Genomic DNA, 14,313 nt, shown 5'->3' on the forward strand with positions numbered 1-14,313 from the left:
GTCCCGGTGCCTGATTTCCAGCGTCTGGTTTCCGGCTTTCAGGCTGGCGGCGCAGGTTCTGTTTCCATTCCTGATCTACTATTGAATCGTGCCCTGCACGGCATAGGCCCGGTGACCGGTTCTCTGTTCCGAAAGGAGGTCCATAATGCGTATCGAACCTTATCTGATGTTTGGCGGTCGTTCTGAAGAGGCGATCAAATTCTATAAAGAGGCCCTGGGGGCTGAAGTGGCGATGCTGATGTATTTCCGTGACTGCCCGGAACCTGAATGCATTCCGCCCGGTGCCGGGGATAAGGTGATGCATGCGACGCTGAATATCGCCGGGTATACCCTGATGCTGTCGGACGGTGACTGCAGCGGTGAAAGCAGCTTCAGCGGCATCTCGTTGTCGATCAGCACTCAGACTCTGGAGGCGGCGGAGGCGGTGTTTGGTGCCCTCAGCGAGAATGGCGAAGTACAGATGCCGCTGGCGAAGACATTCTGGTCAGAAGGCTTCGGTATGCTCAAAGACCGTTTTGGTGTCAGCTGGATGGTCAATGTGACGGAGCCTCAGGGCTGACCGGTGCGACAGGCCTTCTAGCCCTGTCGGTAACGCCTTTCCGGTCGGCCGACGCTGCCGTAGCTTACCTCCGCCTTTAGCTGGCCGGTACTGGTGAGGTATTCCAGATAGCGCCGCGCGGTGGTGCGACTGGCACCGATCTCTGCGCCCACCTCTTCGGCATTAAGGGCTTGCTGCTGGCGGGCAAAGACCTCGATTACTTTTTCCAGGGTCAGCGCGTCGACGCCTTTCGGCAGGCGGGTTCCGGGAGTTGCCGCAGCGGGCGTCTCATGACTGGCAGCAGAAGACGCCGGGTTGCCCTGTAGCAGCCGGTCGACATCCCGCTGAGCCAGAGAGTCCAGCTGCTGCAGACGACTGAGGTGACGGCCGTAGTTGAGCAGTGATTCCTGCAAGCGTTCAAACACCAGCGGCTTAAGGATGTAATCAAACACGCCGCCATGCAGTGCTTCACGCAGGGTGGCGACCTCCTGCGCCGCGGTGACCAGAATCACGTCGGTTTTGATATTGTGCGCGCGCAGCTGGCGTAGCAGGTCGAGGCCGGTGCCGGTGGGAAACTGCACGTCCAGTAACAGCAGGTCGGGTTTCAGCACTTCGACCAGGTCTTGCGCTTCGGCCAGTCCGTGGGCGATGCCGACTGTTTCACAACCCTCAATACGCTGCAGGAAACGTTGCTGGATTTCGGCGATCTGCGGATCATCTTCGGCGATAACGATGCGGATGTTTCTGTCCATTATTGACTCACTGCTGTCAGGCTTTCGGAATATAGACGGTAAAGCGGCTGCCGCCCTGGTCGCCGGGTTCGAGTGTAATACTGCCGCCAAGCTGGTTAAGCTGGGCCTTCACCAGGTGCAGGCCGATGCCGTGGCCGTCGTCCTCCTTGCTGGTGACGCCTTTCTCAAAGATCCGCTGCTGCTGGTCGGCGGCAATACCCGGCCCGTCATCCTCGATCTCAAAGATCAGGTCGTTGCCCAGGTCGGTCATGCTCATCCTGATTTCGCCCCCGGGGCCCCTGTGTTGCAGTGTAGCTTCCAGCGCATTATCGATCAGGTTGCCGAGGATACTGACCAGTTGCTCGCGCGGCAGGCGGTCCGGCAGTTCGGTCATATGGCTCTCCTCATCGATCTGCAGCTGCAGTCCCATCTCGCGAGCTCGGTTGTACTTGCCCAGCAGGCAGCCTGCCAGCACCGGATCGGGGATTGCGTCCACCAGTAGCTGAATCAGCGCCTGGTGGCTCTGGGTCTCCTGGCCGATCAACGCTAGGGCCTGATCGCTGGCGCCGATCTGGATCAGCCCGGCGATCGTGTGCAGCTTATTACTGTACTCGTGGGACTGGCTGCGCAGGGTATCGGCATACTGCTGGATACGGGTGAGCTTGCGACTGACCTGGTCCAGCTCATCCTTGCGCCGGAAGCTGGAAACCACGCCGCTGATGCGGCCATCCTGCAGCAGCGGCAGGCGGTTGACGATCAGGTTGCGGTCATGCAGCCAGACTTCCTGGTCAAACTGCGGCTGACCGCTTTCCAGCACATCCAGCATCCGGCTGTCGGGCAGTACCTCCTGTACAGGGCGGCCGATCAGGCCACTGTCGTTATCCAGCCCCAGGGTTTCCACGGCGGCACGGTTAAAGGTGGTGATCTCGCCGCGCTGGTTGATGGCGATGATGCCTTCACGCACCGATTCCAGGGTGGCGTTACGCTCGCCATAGAGGCGGCCGATCTGCTCCGGCTCCAGCCCCGAAATCGCCTTTTTAAAGTGATTTGCCAGCCAGATTGCGATCATAACGCTGAAGATAAACGCCACGACGATGACCGCGATCAACGTCAGGCGGTAGCGGTCGATCACCTGTTCGATGCTGTCTTTCAGGTAGCCGACCGAGACCACGCCGATCAGCTCCGGGCCGTCGGGCGCATAGATCGGCGCGCGGGCGCGCATCGACAGGCCGAGGCTGCCGTGGGCGGTATAGGTGTAGCCGCGTCCGTCGGGAAAGTAGAGCTCTACCTCATCGCTCTCGTCGTCCAGCATCGAATAGCCGATCGCATCCGCCGAAGGGTGGGCGAGGCGAACGCCGTCACGATCACCGATCACCACATAGCGGGCCTCGGTGCGACGGGCCAGGGTCAGGCTGAGTGGGCGCAGGAAGTCTGAATTGCGCGCCAGCACGGCGCTGGCGATCTGGGGCTGGGCGGCAATGGTGGTCGCTACATGCAGGGCGCGCTGGGCGATCTGCTCATCCATGGCGCGGCTGAGATAGTTGACGGCAAAGAGGCCGATCAGGCCGGTCTGCAGCAGGGCGACCAGTCCCAGGATCAGGATCATGCGCGGTTTCAGTTTCAGGTGTCTAAGCGTCAGCAGAGCCATCCGGGTGTCCGTTTACAGCGTTTTTGTTGTTATAGGGCTGCTTAATACAGCGCTGTCTCTGACTCAAATAGTAGCCAGTTCACCCTCCAAAGGCTCATGAACTTTATGAACAAAATGAATTTTATGCCCTGAAAGCTCTTTAAATTCATAAACTTCCGCCATCGATCCCGGAATCCTAAGCTGGCTGTAGAAAATAAAAACAGCCAGGAGTATCCGACAATGATCGCTCATCTCTTTTCCCGCAAACGCTCAACTGTGCTGGCCACCGCGCTGGCAGGCTGCCTCGGTGCCGCTGCTTCCTTTAACGTTATGGCACTGGACAAGGTTCACTTCCTGATTCCCGGCGGCGCCGGTGGTGGCTGGGACAGCACTGCACGTGGCACCGGTGAAGCGCTGTCCAAGGCCGGTCTGGTGGATACCATCTCCTACGAGAATATGTCCGGAGGCGGTGGCGGTAAGGCGATTGCCCACCTGATTGAGGCCGCTGCGCAGGCCGACGATACCCTGATGGTGAATTCCACCCCGATCGTTATCCGCTCGCTGTCTAAAGTGTTTCCGCAGTCGTTCCGTGACCTGACCCCGGTGGCGGCGACGATCGGTGATTACGGTGCTTTCGTGGTGCGCGCCGATTCCCCTTACACCAGCTTCGAGCAGGTGGTCGAGGACTTCAATAACAATCCGCGTTCGGTCAAAGTCGCCGGTGGTTCCGCCCGCGGCAGCATGGACCACCTGGTGGCGGCGCTGGCATTTAAAGCCGCCGGTGGCGATCCACGCCGGGTTAAGTATGTCGCTTATGATGCCGGTGGTAAGGCGATGGCGAGCCTGCTCTCTGGTGAGACCAGTGTGCTGTCTACCGGCCTGAGCGAGGCACTGACACTGGCAGAGGCGGGCCAGGTGCGGGTGCTGGTGATGACCGGTAACAGCCGCTCTGATGCCGCGCCTGAGGTGCCGACCCTGAAAGAACTGGGATATGACGCCAGCTTTGTTAACTGGCGCGGCTTCTTCGGCGCCCCTGGCCTGAGTGATGAGAAGAAGGCAGAGTTTGTCGATACGCTGATGCAGATGTACGACAGTCCGGAGTGGGAGAAGGTACGTGCCCGCTATGGCTGGTCCGAGATCTTCAAGCCGGGCGATGAGTTTGTCGCCTTCCTTGAAAGTCAGGAGCAGTCGGTTGGTGGCCTGATGAAAGAGCTGGGTTTCCTGAAGTAACGGTTGGCTCGCGCAGGCGGAGGCTTCTCCCGGACGTTCTCTGAACTTCGCCTGCGCTCTCTTAATTAATCTGGTTGCAGGTTTCTGATCCCCCACGGTGGGCGCGGACACGCCCGACACTGCTTTTAGCAATACGAGTAGCGTCACGCTCATCCTGACCGAGTATGACGAATGGCCTTTTGCCGTGGGGGCTTTTTCAGCGGCTGATATCCGGAGGATTTCATTTATGTTTCTCAGTAAAGATCAGATCGGTGCCCTGGTGTTTCTCACCCTGTCATTGGTTTACGGATACTACGCCGGGCAGATTTCGATGCTGCCGGGCGACGAATTTGAACCCTTCAATGCGCGCAGCCTGCCGACGGCGCTGGCGGCATTGGGGGGGCTGTTTTCCTTCCTGCTGCTGATCGGCAGCAGTCTGAGTCCGGTCCGGCGCGAGCAGGGTGTGCAGCTGAAAGGCTATGACTTTGCGCTGGTGGCGAAACTGCTGGTGCTGATCGTGTTGTTCGGTCTCGCGCTGAAATGGATCGGGTTCCTGCTTTCTACCTTCCTGTTCCTGATCGGGGGGTACTGGTTGCTGGGCGAACGCCGACCTAAAACCCTGTTGCTGGCATCTCTGCCGTTTGCGCTGGTGATCTGGTTTGTCCTGGCGCAGCTGCTGGATATCTATCTGGCACCCGGTGCCTTGTTCACTCTGTTATCTGTGGGAGGCTGATCATGTTGGATGGAATTCTTACCGGGCTTGGCACGGCCGTGATGCCCTTTAACCTGATGATGGTGGTGGTCGGCTGTTTCGCCGGGACTTTCATCGGCATGTTGCCGGGGCTGGGGCCGATCTCTGCCGTGGCCCTGATGATCCCGATCACCTACGGGCTGGACCCGTCATCCGGCATTATTCTGATGGCCGGGGTCTACTACGGCGCGGTATTTGGCGGCTCCACCTCGTCGATCCTGATCAATGCGCCGGGCTGCGCCAGCACCGTGGTCACTGCCTTTGATGGCTATCCACTGGCGCAGCAGAACAAAGCAGGCAAGGCGCTGGCGCTGGCGGCGTACTCCTCCTTCTGCGGCGGTACTATCGGTGCCATCATCCTGCTGTTTGCCGCGCCGGCGCTGGCCTCGGTATCGCTCAGTTTCCAGTCGGCGGACTATTTTGCCCTGATGTTGCTGGGCCTGACTGCTGTGGCGGCCTTCTCCGGCAAAGGACAGGTACTGAAGGCGCTAATCATGACGGTGTTCGGCCTGATGATCGCGACTGTGGGCACTGATGTGATGTCCGGCACAACGCGCTATACCTTTGGCGCGGTCGATCTGATCGACGGCGTCAGCTTCCTGTTGCTGGCGATGGCGACCTTCGCCCTGGCGGAAGTCGTGATGACGGTGCTGCGCGGTCAGCATAAGGAAGCGGAGCCGGAGATGAATATGGCGGCGCTGGGCAGCATGAAACTGAGCCGCGATGAGGTTAAAGAAGTAGCACCGACTATGGCCCGGTCCTCGGTGTTTGGTTTCCTGGTAGGCGTATTGCCGGGCGCGGGGGCGACGATTGCCTCCTTCCTGGCCTACGGTCTGGAGCGCAACCTGGCCAGTGCCAAAGAGAAGCTGAAATTTGGTAAAGGCGCGCTGCGTGGTCTGGCGGCGCCGGAGTCGGCCAACAATGCCGCGTCGACCGGCTCTTTCGTACCGTTGCTGACGCTGGGTATTCCCGGTTCCGGCACCACCGCGATCATGCTGGGGGCGCTGATCGCTTACGGTATCCAGCCGGGCCCACGCCTGTTTGTCGATAACCCGGACGTATTCTGGTCGGTGATCATCTCCATGTACTTCGGTAACCTGGTGTTGTTGATCCTCAACCTGCCGCTGATTCCGTATATCTCGCGCCTGCTGGTGATTCCGCGTCCGATCCTGATTCCGCTGATCCTGTTCTTCTCGATCACCGGTGTCTACCTGGTGAGCTTTAACAGCTTCGATATCCAGATGATGGTGGTGATTACGGTGATCGCGATCTTCCTCAAGTTGCTGGAATTTCCGATGGCCCCCATGCTGCTGGGCTTTATCCTCGGCGGGATTATGGAGAAGAACCTGAGCCGTTCGCTGACCCTGTCCGACGGCAGTTTCTCATTCCTCTGGGATCGTCCGCTGACACTGGGGATTACCGTTATTGCAGTGCTGTTGCTGGTACTGCCGATGTTACGCAGCCTGATCTCAGCGCGCAGGACGGCTGGCCCTGAAGTGGCCGTCTCGGAAGGAGAGGGCTAAGGCTCCAAAAACTAAGTTTGAGATCAATCATTCTGAAATGCTTTGCTGCCCACAGTGAAGATAGCAAAAGACGTAAAAAGACCTCAGCCCGGATCAGTCCGGACTGAGGTCTTTTTTGTGAGTGAGCTGAGTTGATCGCCTAAGGGATTACGGGTGTAGGGATCGCTTCATAGGAGATGGCGAATTCGATCTCCCAGCTGGTACCGTTCATATTCAGGCGTCCATCCGGTGCACCCGGGTTATCGCCCGGCGAGCCGGTATCCGCAACCTCCCATTGCTCGGTGCGCCCTCCACCGAAGAAGTTACTGAAGTTATCGCCCTGATCATCGTCGTCGAGGCTGTAGAGGTAGTTACGGCCATTGTACTTCGCTGCCGCGAATATACGCACATGATGGCCACTGGTTCTTGCCCCGGCCGAGTTATAGCGGCCAAAGAGAATAGTGACGCCACGGCCTTTCTGCAGTTCGCCGAAGATCCAGTCCCAGGTCGGGTTTTCCCCTTCCCGGGTTGAACTCAGGCCACCCAGTGGAAACGGCGTCGTACCGCAGGAGCCGCCGCTGCCCAGCAACGGATCACTGCCCTGGTGGCGGAAGGCGGCTTTGGCAAACTCACCAAACTCTCCCAGATAACCAAACAGCCCCTGGATCATGCCGCAGAAGCTGGTCGGGCCACCGGTATCAAGATCAAACACTCCGAGACGGCGGGAGAACTTGTCGACCTGGGCCACCAGACTGTTTTCCGGCTCGGCGGTCCAGAACAGTACGTCACCGGCAGCATTAGTCTGGCCGAAGCCACGGATATGCTCCTGCGGCATGCGCCATACCAGAGGCAGGTTGTGATAACGCTCGTGCAGGTACTGCAGGGTATTGGCATGCCCGATCGGGATACACTGGTTAAAGCCTGAGTCCAGGTTAGGGGAGTCAGATTGCCGTACCTCGATCGGGAAGGCCAGATCGGAAGGCACAAAAGTGCTGGGCTCTACCGGTGGTGGCGGCTGGCCGACCAGATCACCCGGTGCAGGCAGGGGCGGCGGCGTGGAGGGTGGATCGGTTTCCACCGGGCCTGCCCCCTGAGCATTGGTAACCTGTGCCGCGACCCTGAACCAGACCGGCGTAAAACTGCTGGCCAGGTCGGCTATATCGATCACTGTCGGCAGGGGTTGTGGTGATAGCAGCACGGTTGCCAGTACGCGCCGCACCGGGCCGCTGCTATCGTCGTTGGGCCTGAGGTCGAATGAGGTTGTAACAGGCGCCTGTTTGCGCCGCTTGTGCTTATGGGCGCTGTGCCGCACCGAGTCGGTCTCGGCCGCAGCACTGTCATTATGACGATCGAACTTCAGTCGCTTCGAAGCGCCAGCTGCCGGATCTGCTGGTACAAACAGGTTGTTAACTACCCAGGCAGGATTGCTGCTGATGCTGTCGCCATGCAGGAATACATTCAGATAGGCCCGGTCGCGGTGGCGCAGTCGCTCCGCCTGGGCTCGGAATTCACCCCAATCAGAATTGATCAGTCTGCCGGTATCAAAGGCAAAAGATACCTGCCGGAATTCAACGGCATTGCTACGGGCCGTTATCTGAGTGAGGGGAATCTGGTCGTCATCAGGGGGCAGTGTGTCGACTGCCTGGGCCTGAAGGTTAAAGGTAAAGAGGAATAGTGTGGTCCATAGTGTCGCCGCCACACTCCTGAGAGGTTTCATGTTGGAGTCCCGGGGCTGTGTAGGGTTGCAGTCTGAGGCACCGCAACCATCCATACTGGAAATTACATAGCATTCCGGGCGTTAATCTGTCTTGTCTGCGGCCCTCACCAATGCAGGTACTGCTAATTCCTAAACCTGCAGGCTGCAGTATAGTTGCCGAAACGGTAAGAGAGATGTCGCAGAGTAATTAAGGTGGCCGGGACACTGAGTCTGACAGTGCCCCGGCCCTCTGCTCTGGCTTGCTGGGGAGAGCAGAGTAGGGGAAGTGTAATGGCGTTCAGGCCAGTTTGAACTGGCTGACAATCGCCTGCAGTTGCTGGCTGGAATCGGTCAGCTCCGCATTGGAGCACTGGGTCTGCTGGCTGCCTTCGGCATTCTCGATGGCCACTTTTTCGATATTGACGATACGGTAGTGCAGGCTATCGGCAAAGTCGGCCTGTTGTTCGGATGCCGAGGCGATCTGCTGGTTCATCTCGCTGACCTGCTCGACTGCATGGGATATCCGTTCCAGGTAGATGCCGGTTTCTTTCACCAGCTCGACACCGGACAGGGCGCTTTCCCGGCCGGATGACATCACCTCGACCGAGTGTTCTGCCCGCTTCTGTAACTCTTCGATAATTTTGCTGATCTCCTCGGTAGAGGCCTGAGTGCGTCCCGCCAGGCCACGTACTTCATCCGCTACCACGGCAAAGCCGCGTCCGGCATCACCGGCCCGGGCCGCTTCGATGGCAGCATTCAGCGCCAGCAGGTTGGTCTGACCGGCGATATCCTGAATCACATGCAATACGGTGCTGATCGCATCACTTTGTTCATTCAGCTGATTGATCACCGTTGTCGCACTGTCCACTTCGGAGGCCAGACGCTGGATCGCATCCACGGCATTGTTTGTTACCTGCATGCCTCGCTGTACTTCCTGGCTGGCGCTTTCGGTCGCAGTGACGGCTTCGCCGGTACTGAGGCTGATGGACTGCACGGACTGGGTCAGTTCATTAATCGCACTTGCCGCTGCGCTGGTATCTTCCTGCTGGCGCACAATGCCGTGTTGGGTTTCGTCGACGTTAGCACTCATGCTTTGGGTAGCGTGATCAATGACCTGGGCCGAGTTGGCGACGCCACTGACAATGTCATGGATCTTGGCAACAAATGTATTGAACTGGGCCGCAAGATCGGCAATCTCATCTTTGCCTTTGACGCCAAGGCGAACCGTCAGGTCGCCGGTACCGCTGGCGAATGTGGTCATATGGGCAGAGATCTCCCGTAGTGGTCGCGTCAGTGAGCGTGCGATCAGTAACGCTATCAGCAATGTTGTGACGCCGGTGACAGAGAATATGACGCCGTAGAGCCATGTCATCGAGTGCACCGGCTGCAGGGCCTCCTGTTCATCTATCTCGGCTATCAGGGCCCAGTTCAGGCCGTTCACATCCAGCGGAGTAAACGAGGAGAGTACCGGCTCGCCGCGATAGTCCGTAATCAGCTCGGTACCGCTTGTACCCTGAAGGGCTGCGCGTACCGAGGAGGTATCAATCGAGCCCTGAAGCGGATTGGCGAAAGCACTTTTTACACTGCGGTTTTTTGGATCAAGGTAGGAATCGGAGCGCATCAGCTTGTCGGGGCCGACCAGATAGGTCTCGCCGGTTTCGCCCAGTCCCGCACGCTGGGCCATAAGAGCATTGAGGTGATCAATTGAGAGTTGCAATGCAATCACCAGCGAAAGTGCGCCACTGCTGTCGTAAACCGGTTTGGCAATAAAGGCCGCCGGTTCCTGATTGGACGGGGCGTAGGGTTTAAAGTCAGCGATGCCCGGCTGCCGGGTGGCGACGACCTGCTGAAACAGCGCAGCCAGATTGGAGTCGGAATAAGGTCCATTGACCAGATTGGTGTTCAGGTCCGCTTCTTCGGCTACGGTATAGAAGATATCGCCATGAGGGTCGATCAGGAACAGGTCGTAGTATTCGTTAATGGACTGGAACTGCTGGAGTACTTGGCGTTCGCGTTCATTCTCTAACCTGGTATGGCCAGTGCCCGCCTGATGGTCAAAGAGGCTGCTGATTGTCGCCAGAGTGTCCAGATCATGAAAGCGCTCCTCAAAATACTCTTCAACCTGCGTCTTTTTGGCCTGACGGACGCTGTTCAGCTCCTGATAGACCGCATGTTCGAGTGCCGCAGATGCCTGACGATAGCCGGTAAAGGCCATCAGCATCAGTGGAAGCAGGCCAATAACGGACAGCGCAATTAGCAGTTTGGAACGGATACTGAGCGAGTCCAGCACGTTACACCTCCCTGTTCGGTGATCCCTATTGTTATTGAATGTAGTTCATAAAACTGCCGGTGCAAGCTAGGAGGTCATAATTAACCCTGTGCTAGAAACGCGCATTTTATTGCCTGTCCGTGCTGCTCTTTGACTTGCTTGGGTCTGAGGGAAATGGTTCGATTGGCCGTTATTTGTAATTAAATTGTTCTTATAATTCGAAAAAACATATTCTTGAGAGGTTGGGTAAGTGGAGGTCCTAGTGTCGATCGGTTAACAATCAGCCTGGTTCAAGTTGCTCAAGCTTTACTACGACCTGCATGAAATTGATGATGCTCTGCCTGATAAAGAACTGATAATTTGCTTCTTGCAGCAGAATGAAAGTAACTCTGCCTGCCGGACATTGGGCGCGTTTATTCCGCAAACCTCGTAGAGCGCTTCCCGTATTCAGCACATCGTGCTGAACCTGGCTTGCGCCGCTACTGAGCGGTGATTGTAAGTGTAGGGACTGACCTTGAATTCAGTGATCAGGGGATTGGGAAAAGAATTGTTGTAAGATTATGCAGATGACCGGCTGGCTTAACGAATAAGCCTGCCGGTTTTATGAAATAGCAGGCTTTAGTTGCGAAAGAAAGCAAGCGTTTGCTGCCCTCTCCAGAATAGGTTTCATACCCGTGAGACGACGATTTTCTTCAAGGTGCTACTTAGACCGAGGGGAGGAACGGCAATATCTTTCTGAAGATCTCCTTCGAGAAGTTTAATGCCCTCTGAGTTAGAGGTATCTCCCTGCTTGCATAACTTATATGCTGCACTTGCGGTAATAACTCTCTCGTCATCTACTTTACAGTAGTTCCAGTTTTGCATCTCGCCGATAATTGATTTCAGCACGATGAATTCAGGATGGGTTTCGCCGGGCTCGTCCCCGGTAGAGACGTCTAAGCGAATGACCTGATAATTCAGCTCAAAACTATAAAGGCCAGTTTTTTCTAAGCTATCAGCGTTCACCAGTCCTTCGGTGTGGTATGTATTGTCAGCATGAAAGGTTTGCGTAAAGAACTGCCGGGTACCATCTGGCTCGATCCTGCCGATGAATCGGTTTCCCGTAAACTCTGTCGGTGTAAAAGCTTTTCCGCGTTGACGCAAGGTTTCGTTAAAGTGGCTGTTAGCCGCTTCCTTGCTTACCAGTTCTGTAACAGTTGTATCCTGACCCCCATTTCTGACAAGCCGATCAATTTCAGCTAGTGTGGCGAAATCATTGCTCGCCAGGTCAAAAGCAGCCGGGGCTGCATTTACCTTGGCATCTTCAGTCAGAGTAATTCCGTTACTGGGATCACCATCCTTATCCAGAGTTTGCAATAATCTCAGAATATTGGAGGTGACTTGGATTGGATTGGTTGTTGTGATGCCCAGGTCTAAAGGTGTTACGGTGTTTTGCGCTGCTACTGCAGGAAACTTGAGGGAGCCAATGGCAAAGGTGATAGTCTCACCACTGCGATACTGGAACTCACCATTTTCGTTGGTAATGCCACCGGTAATTGTCTCAGTTGAATAGCCAATGTTCTTAACCGGACTGTCAAGAAAAACGCCCGTCTGGAGTGGTGCCGGCGTGTCGCCGGATTCATTGCTACTGCCGTTACAGCCAGCCAGTATTAGTGGCGTTACCAGAAGGCTGATCAAGGCCCTGGAGGGGGGGGTATTAAACATAATCCATATTCCCTGCTTAATATTTGCTTATCCTAAGCAACATACTCTCTACTGGTGCACTCCAGCCGACAATATCGTTTCCGAGCCGACAGAAGCATAGGTCACGGCCAAATGATACAAGCTGATCGAGATAATACAACGAAAAAACGCCCGGCGGGGCCGGGCGTAAAACTACAAACCAGAAGATAAGATTTTAAAACCCTTATCAGGTTTCAGGGGTGGAAACGCGGCCTTAAACCTCGTCGCGACCCATAGCGCGCAGGACTTCGTTCAGCTTGTCCTTACCGCCGATACTGTCGTAGAACTTAGGCCAGACTTTCTCAACCGCGCGGTTGGCCCATTTCTCTTCATCGGCCAGGGTGTCGATCTGCATATCGTATTTATTCACCAGTTCATCTTTGATATTGGCTTCAGTTTCGGCCAGCCACTGCACAGAAAACCCGGTTGCTTCTTTACCGGCATTGACCAGCAGCTTCTGCATTTCCGGCTTCTGATCCTGATAGAGGGATTCAGAGATAATCAGTGGCTCAAGCAGGAAGAAGTATTTCAGCTCGGTGATGTACTTCTGGACTTCCTGAAACTTCATGGAGTAGATGGTGATATAGGGCGTATCCTGGCCGTCTACCACGCCTTGCTGCAGGGCGGTAAACGTCTCTGCCCAGGCCATCGGCGTCGGGTTGTTGCCCCAGGACTTATAAGTGTCGATCATGATCTCGTTTTTCGGTACACGAACGATCACGTCTTTCATGTCGTCCAGCTTCTGGATCGGTTTCTTCGAGTTACTGATCACTCGGTAGCCGGAGAAGGTCCAGCCAAGTATGCGCACACCGGCGTCACGCACGGTATTTTCGACCAGCTCATCACCAATCGGTCCGTTAACGATCTTCTCGGCTTCGTCGACGCTCTTAATCAGGTAGGGCAGGGAGAGCATGCCCAGTGACGGGCTGAACGGGGTCAGGTTATTACTGGCGAGGATGGAGAAATCCAGTGTCCCCAGCGCGGCATCATTCACAGTGTCCTGCTCGGAACCCAGCTGGCCATTGAGGAACAGTTTGATCTTGTGCTTGCCGTTGGTTTTCTCGGCCAGGATCTCACCGAACTTTTTGCCGAGTGCTTCCTGGGCGCTGCCACCGCCATCGCCTACGGCCACATTCCAGGTTGCTGCTATAACAGAAGTGCTTGCGCTGAACAGTACAGCGGCTGCGGTCAGTGCTACTTTTTTCGCCAGTTTATTTTTATATTTCACGATTACACCTAAATAGCATGTCAGAAAATTCAACACGGCACTTAATCAGGTGACCAGTTAAGACGGTCAGAAAAATAGCCTGTGTCATCTAAAGCCAGCGGCCGTTTTTAGCAGGATTATTGCTGACAGCTCAGTGCGGGTTATTCTGCCCTGTCAGTTTTTCTGCCTGCGTTTAAAAAGACGCTTTGGTGTAATCCGGATTACTTGTCTCTATTTTTCGCCTGATCGGCGCTGCCCGTCAACAACGAAAATCGCCATTTAGGTACCAGTTAACTTCTACTCAGGGTACCAGTGGTTTATGTGAAAACAGTCGCGTTCTGTCGTGATCAGGCATTAATCCGACCGCCACTGCGCGTCGACCTTAATGGCGATCAGCCGGGCGCTGACACAGACCTCATCATTGCAGAACAGGTCACACTCCAGGCGGATCTTACGCCCGCCGACCTCGGTTATCCTGGCCAGTAAAATCACCTCCGATTCAATATCCACCGGTCGTTTATAGCTAAGATCGAGCTGGGCCGTAGCAAACCAGACCGGATCGCCCACGCCGATCTCCCGGCCGTCCAGCTGGTACCCCTTGGCGATCGCGGTACAGACACAGTGGCAGTCGATGATAGTGGCGATAATGCCGCCATTGAGATAACCCAGAGGGCCGGCACTGTGGTGTGGAGCGGGGCGGAAATAGCAGACTGAATGCTGCTCATCCTGCCAGAAACTCTTGATCATCAGACCGTGGTCGTTGTCCGGGCCACAGCCAAAGCAGTGATTGTTGGGAATCAGATCCTGAAAGGCGTGTTGGTCTTGCATAGCGGAAGCCTCCGTTGCGATGGATAGGCGCAACAGCTGAGGCTGAGTCAGGTCTGCACTCAATCCCTGAGGGGCCGTCCACTGGCATCAGCAGCAGATCAGAGACACAGCCGGTGCTGCGTCATCAATTGAGTGGTGGTTCAAGTCTGGTACAGGGATGCTGCCAGTGCCAGTGCCAGTGCCAGTGCCAGTGCCAGTGCCAGTGCCAGTGCCAGTGCTTCCCGTGGTTGTAT

The 14,313-nt window shown here is 56.2% G+C and carries 12 protein-coding genes; 4 read left to right on the plus strand and 8 right to left on the minus strand.

Annotation, left to right across the window (positions count from 1 at the left end; all coding sequences use genetic code 11):
* Positions 1–145: 145 nt before the first annotated feature.
* On the plus strand, positions 146–559 hold the full coding sequence (locus Q354_RS0100740; protein ID WP_027855933.1) for a VOC family protein: 414 nt from the start codon (positions 146–148) through the stop codon (positions 557–559).
* A gap of 17 nt (positions 560–576) precedes the next feature.
* Here the strand turns inward: Q354_RS0100740 and Q354_RS0100745 are convergent, their stop codons facing one another.
* The 3 genes from Q354_RS0100745 to Q354_RS28120 form a co-directional block, all read right to left on the minus strand.
* Positions 577–1,290, minus strand: a complete 714-nt coding sequence (locus tag Q354_RS0100745) for a response regulator (protein ID WP_027855934.1) — start codon at positions 1,288–1,290, stop codon at positions 577–579.
* 16 nt (positions 1,291–1,306) lie between these two features.
* Positions 1,307–2,917, minus strand: a complete 1,611-nt coding sequence (locus tag Q354_RS0100750) for an ATP-binding protein (protein ID WP_036228143.1) — start codon at positions 2,915–2,917, stop codon at positions 1,307–1,309.
* A 63-nt stretch (positions 2,918–2,980) separates the two neighbouring features.
* Positions 2,981–3,148, minus strand: a complete 168-nt coding sequence (locus tag Q354_RS28120; RefSeq protein WP_156948114.1) for a hypothetical protein — start codon at positions 3,146–3,148, stop codon at positions 2,981–2,983.
* Here Q354_RS28120 and Q354_RS0100760 point away from each other — a divergent pair.
* From Q354_RS0100760 to Q354_RS0100770, 3 genes are all read left to right on the plus strand, one after another.
* Positions 3,137–4,126: a tripartite tricarboxylate transporter substrate binding protein gene (locus Q354_RS0100760; protein WP_027855936.1), complete on the plus strand. Its 990-nt coding sequence runs from the start codon at positions 3,137–3,139 to the stop codon at positions 4,124–4,126. The two genes, Q354_RS28120 and Q354_RS0100760, sit on opposite strands and share 12 nt — an antisense overlap.
* Before the next feature lie 226 nt (positions 4,127–4,352).
* Positions 4,353–4,838 carry a tripartite tricarboxylate transporter TctB family protein gene (locus Q354_RS0100765; RefSeq protein ID WP_027855937.1) on the plus strand — a complete coding sequence of 162 codons (486 nt, stop codon included), beginning with the start codon at positions 4,353–4,355 and terminating at the stop codon, positions 4,836–4,838.
* Positions 4,839–4,840: 2 nt separating this feature from the next.
* The gene (locus Q354_RS0100770; RefSeq protein WP_027855938.1) at positions 4,841–6,379 is read left to right on the plus strand and encodes a tripartite tricarboxylate transporter permease; all 1,539 of its coding nucleotides are present in this window, start codon (positions 4,841–4,843) and stop codon (positions 6,377–6,379) included.
* A gap of 139 nt (positions 6,380–6,518) precedes the next feature.
* On the opposite strand, the gene Q354_RS0100775 is transcribed toward Q354_RS0100770, so the two are convergent.
* The 5 genes from Q354_RS0100775 to Q354_RS0100800 form a co-directional block, all read right to left on the minus strand.
* Positions 6,519–8,075, minus strand: a complete 1,557-nt coding sequence (locus Q354_RS0100775) for a hypothetical protein (protein ID WP_027855939.1) — start codon at positions 8,073–8,075, stop codon at positions 6,519–6,521.
* Between the two features lie 277 nt (positions 8,076–8,352).
* Positions 8,353–10,344: a methyl-accepting chemotaxis protein gene (locus Q354_RS0100780; protein WP_027855940.1), complete on the minus strand. Its 1,992-nt coding sequence runs from the start codon at positions 10,342–10,344 to the stop codon at positions 8,353–8,355.
* Positions 10,345–10,989: 645 nt separating this feature from the next.
* The gene (locus Q354_RS27095; protein WP_051559781.1) at positions 10,990–12,027 is read right to left on the minus strand and encodes a hypothetical protein; all 1,038 of its coding nucleotides are present in this window, start codon (positions 12,025–12,027) and stop codon (positions 10,990–10,992) included.
* 232 nt (positions 12,028–12,259) lie between these two features.
* On the minus strand, positions 12,260–13,273 hold the full coding sequence (locus Q354_RS0100795; protein ID WP_084332419.1) for a TRAP transporter substrate-binding protein: 1,014 nt from the start codon (positions 13,271–13,273) through the stop codon (positions 12,260–12,262).
* A gap of 333 nt (positions 13,274–13,606) precedes the next feature.
* Positions 13,607–14,080: a PaaI family thioesterase gene (locus Q354_RS0100800; RefSeq protein ID WP_027855942.1), complete on the minus strand. Its 474-nt coding sequence runs from the start codon at positions 14,078–14,080 to the stop codon at positions 13,607–13,609.
* Positions 14,081–14,313 lie beyond the last annotated feature (233 nt).

Source organism: Marinobacterium jannaschii DSM 6295, assembly GCF_000620085.1.
In the GTDB taxonomy this organism is placed as follows: Bacteria; Pseudomonadota; Gammaproteobacteria; order Pseudomonadales; family Balneatricaceae; genus Pontibacterium; species Pontibacterium jannaschii.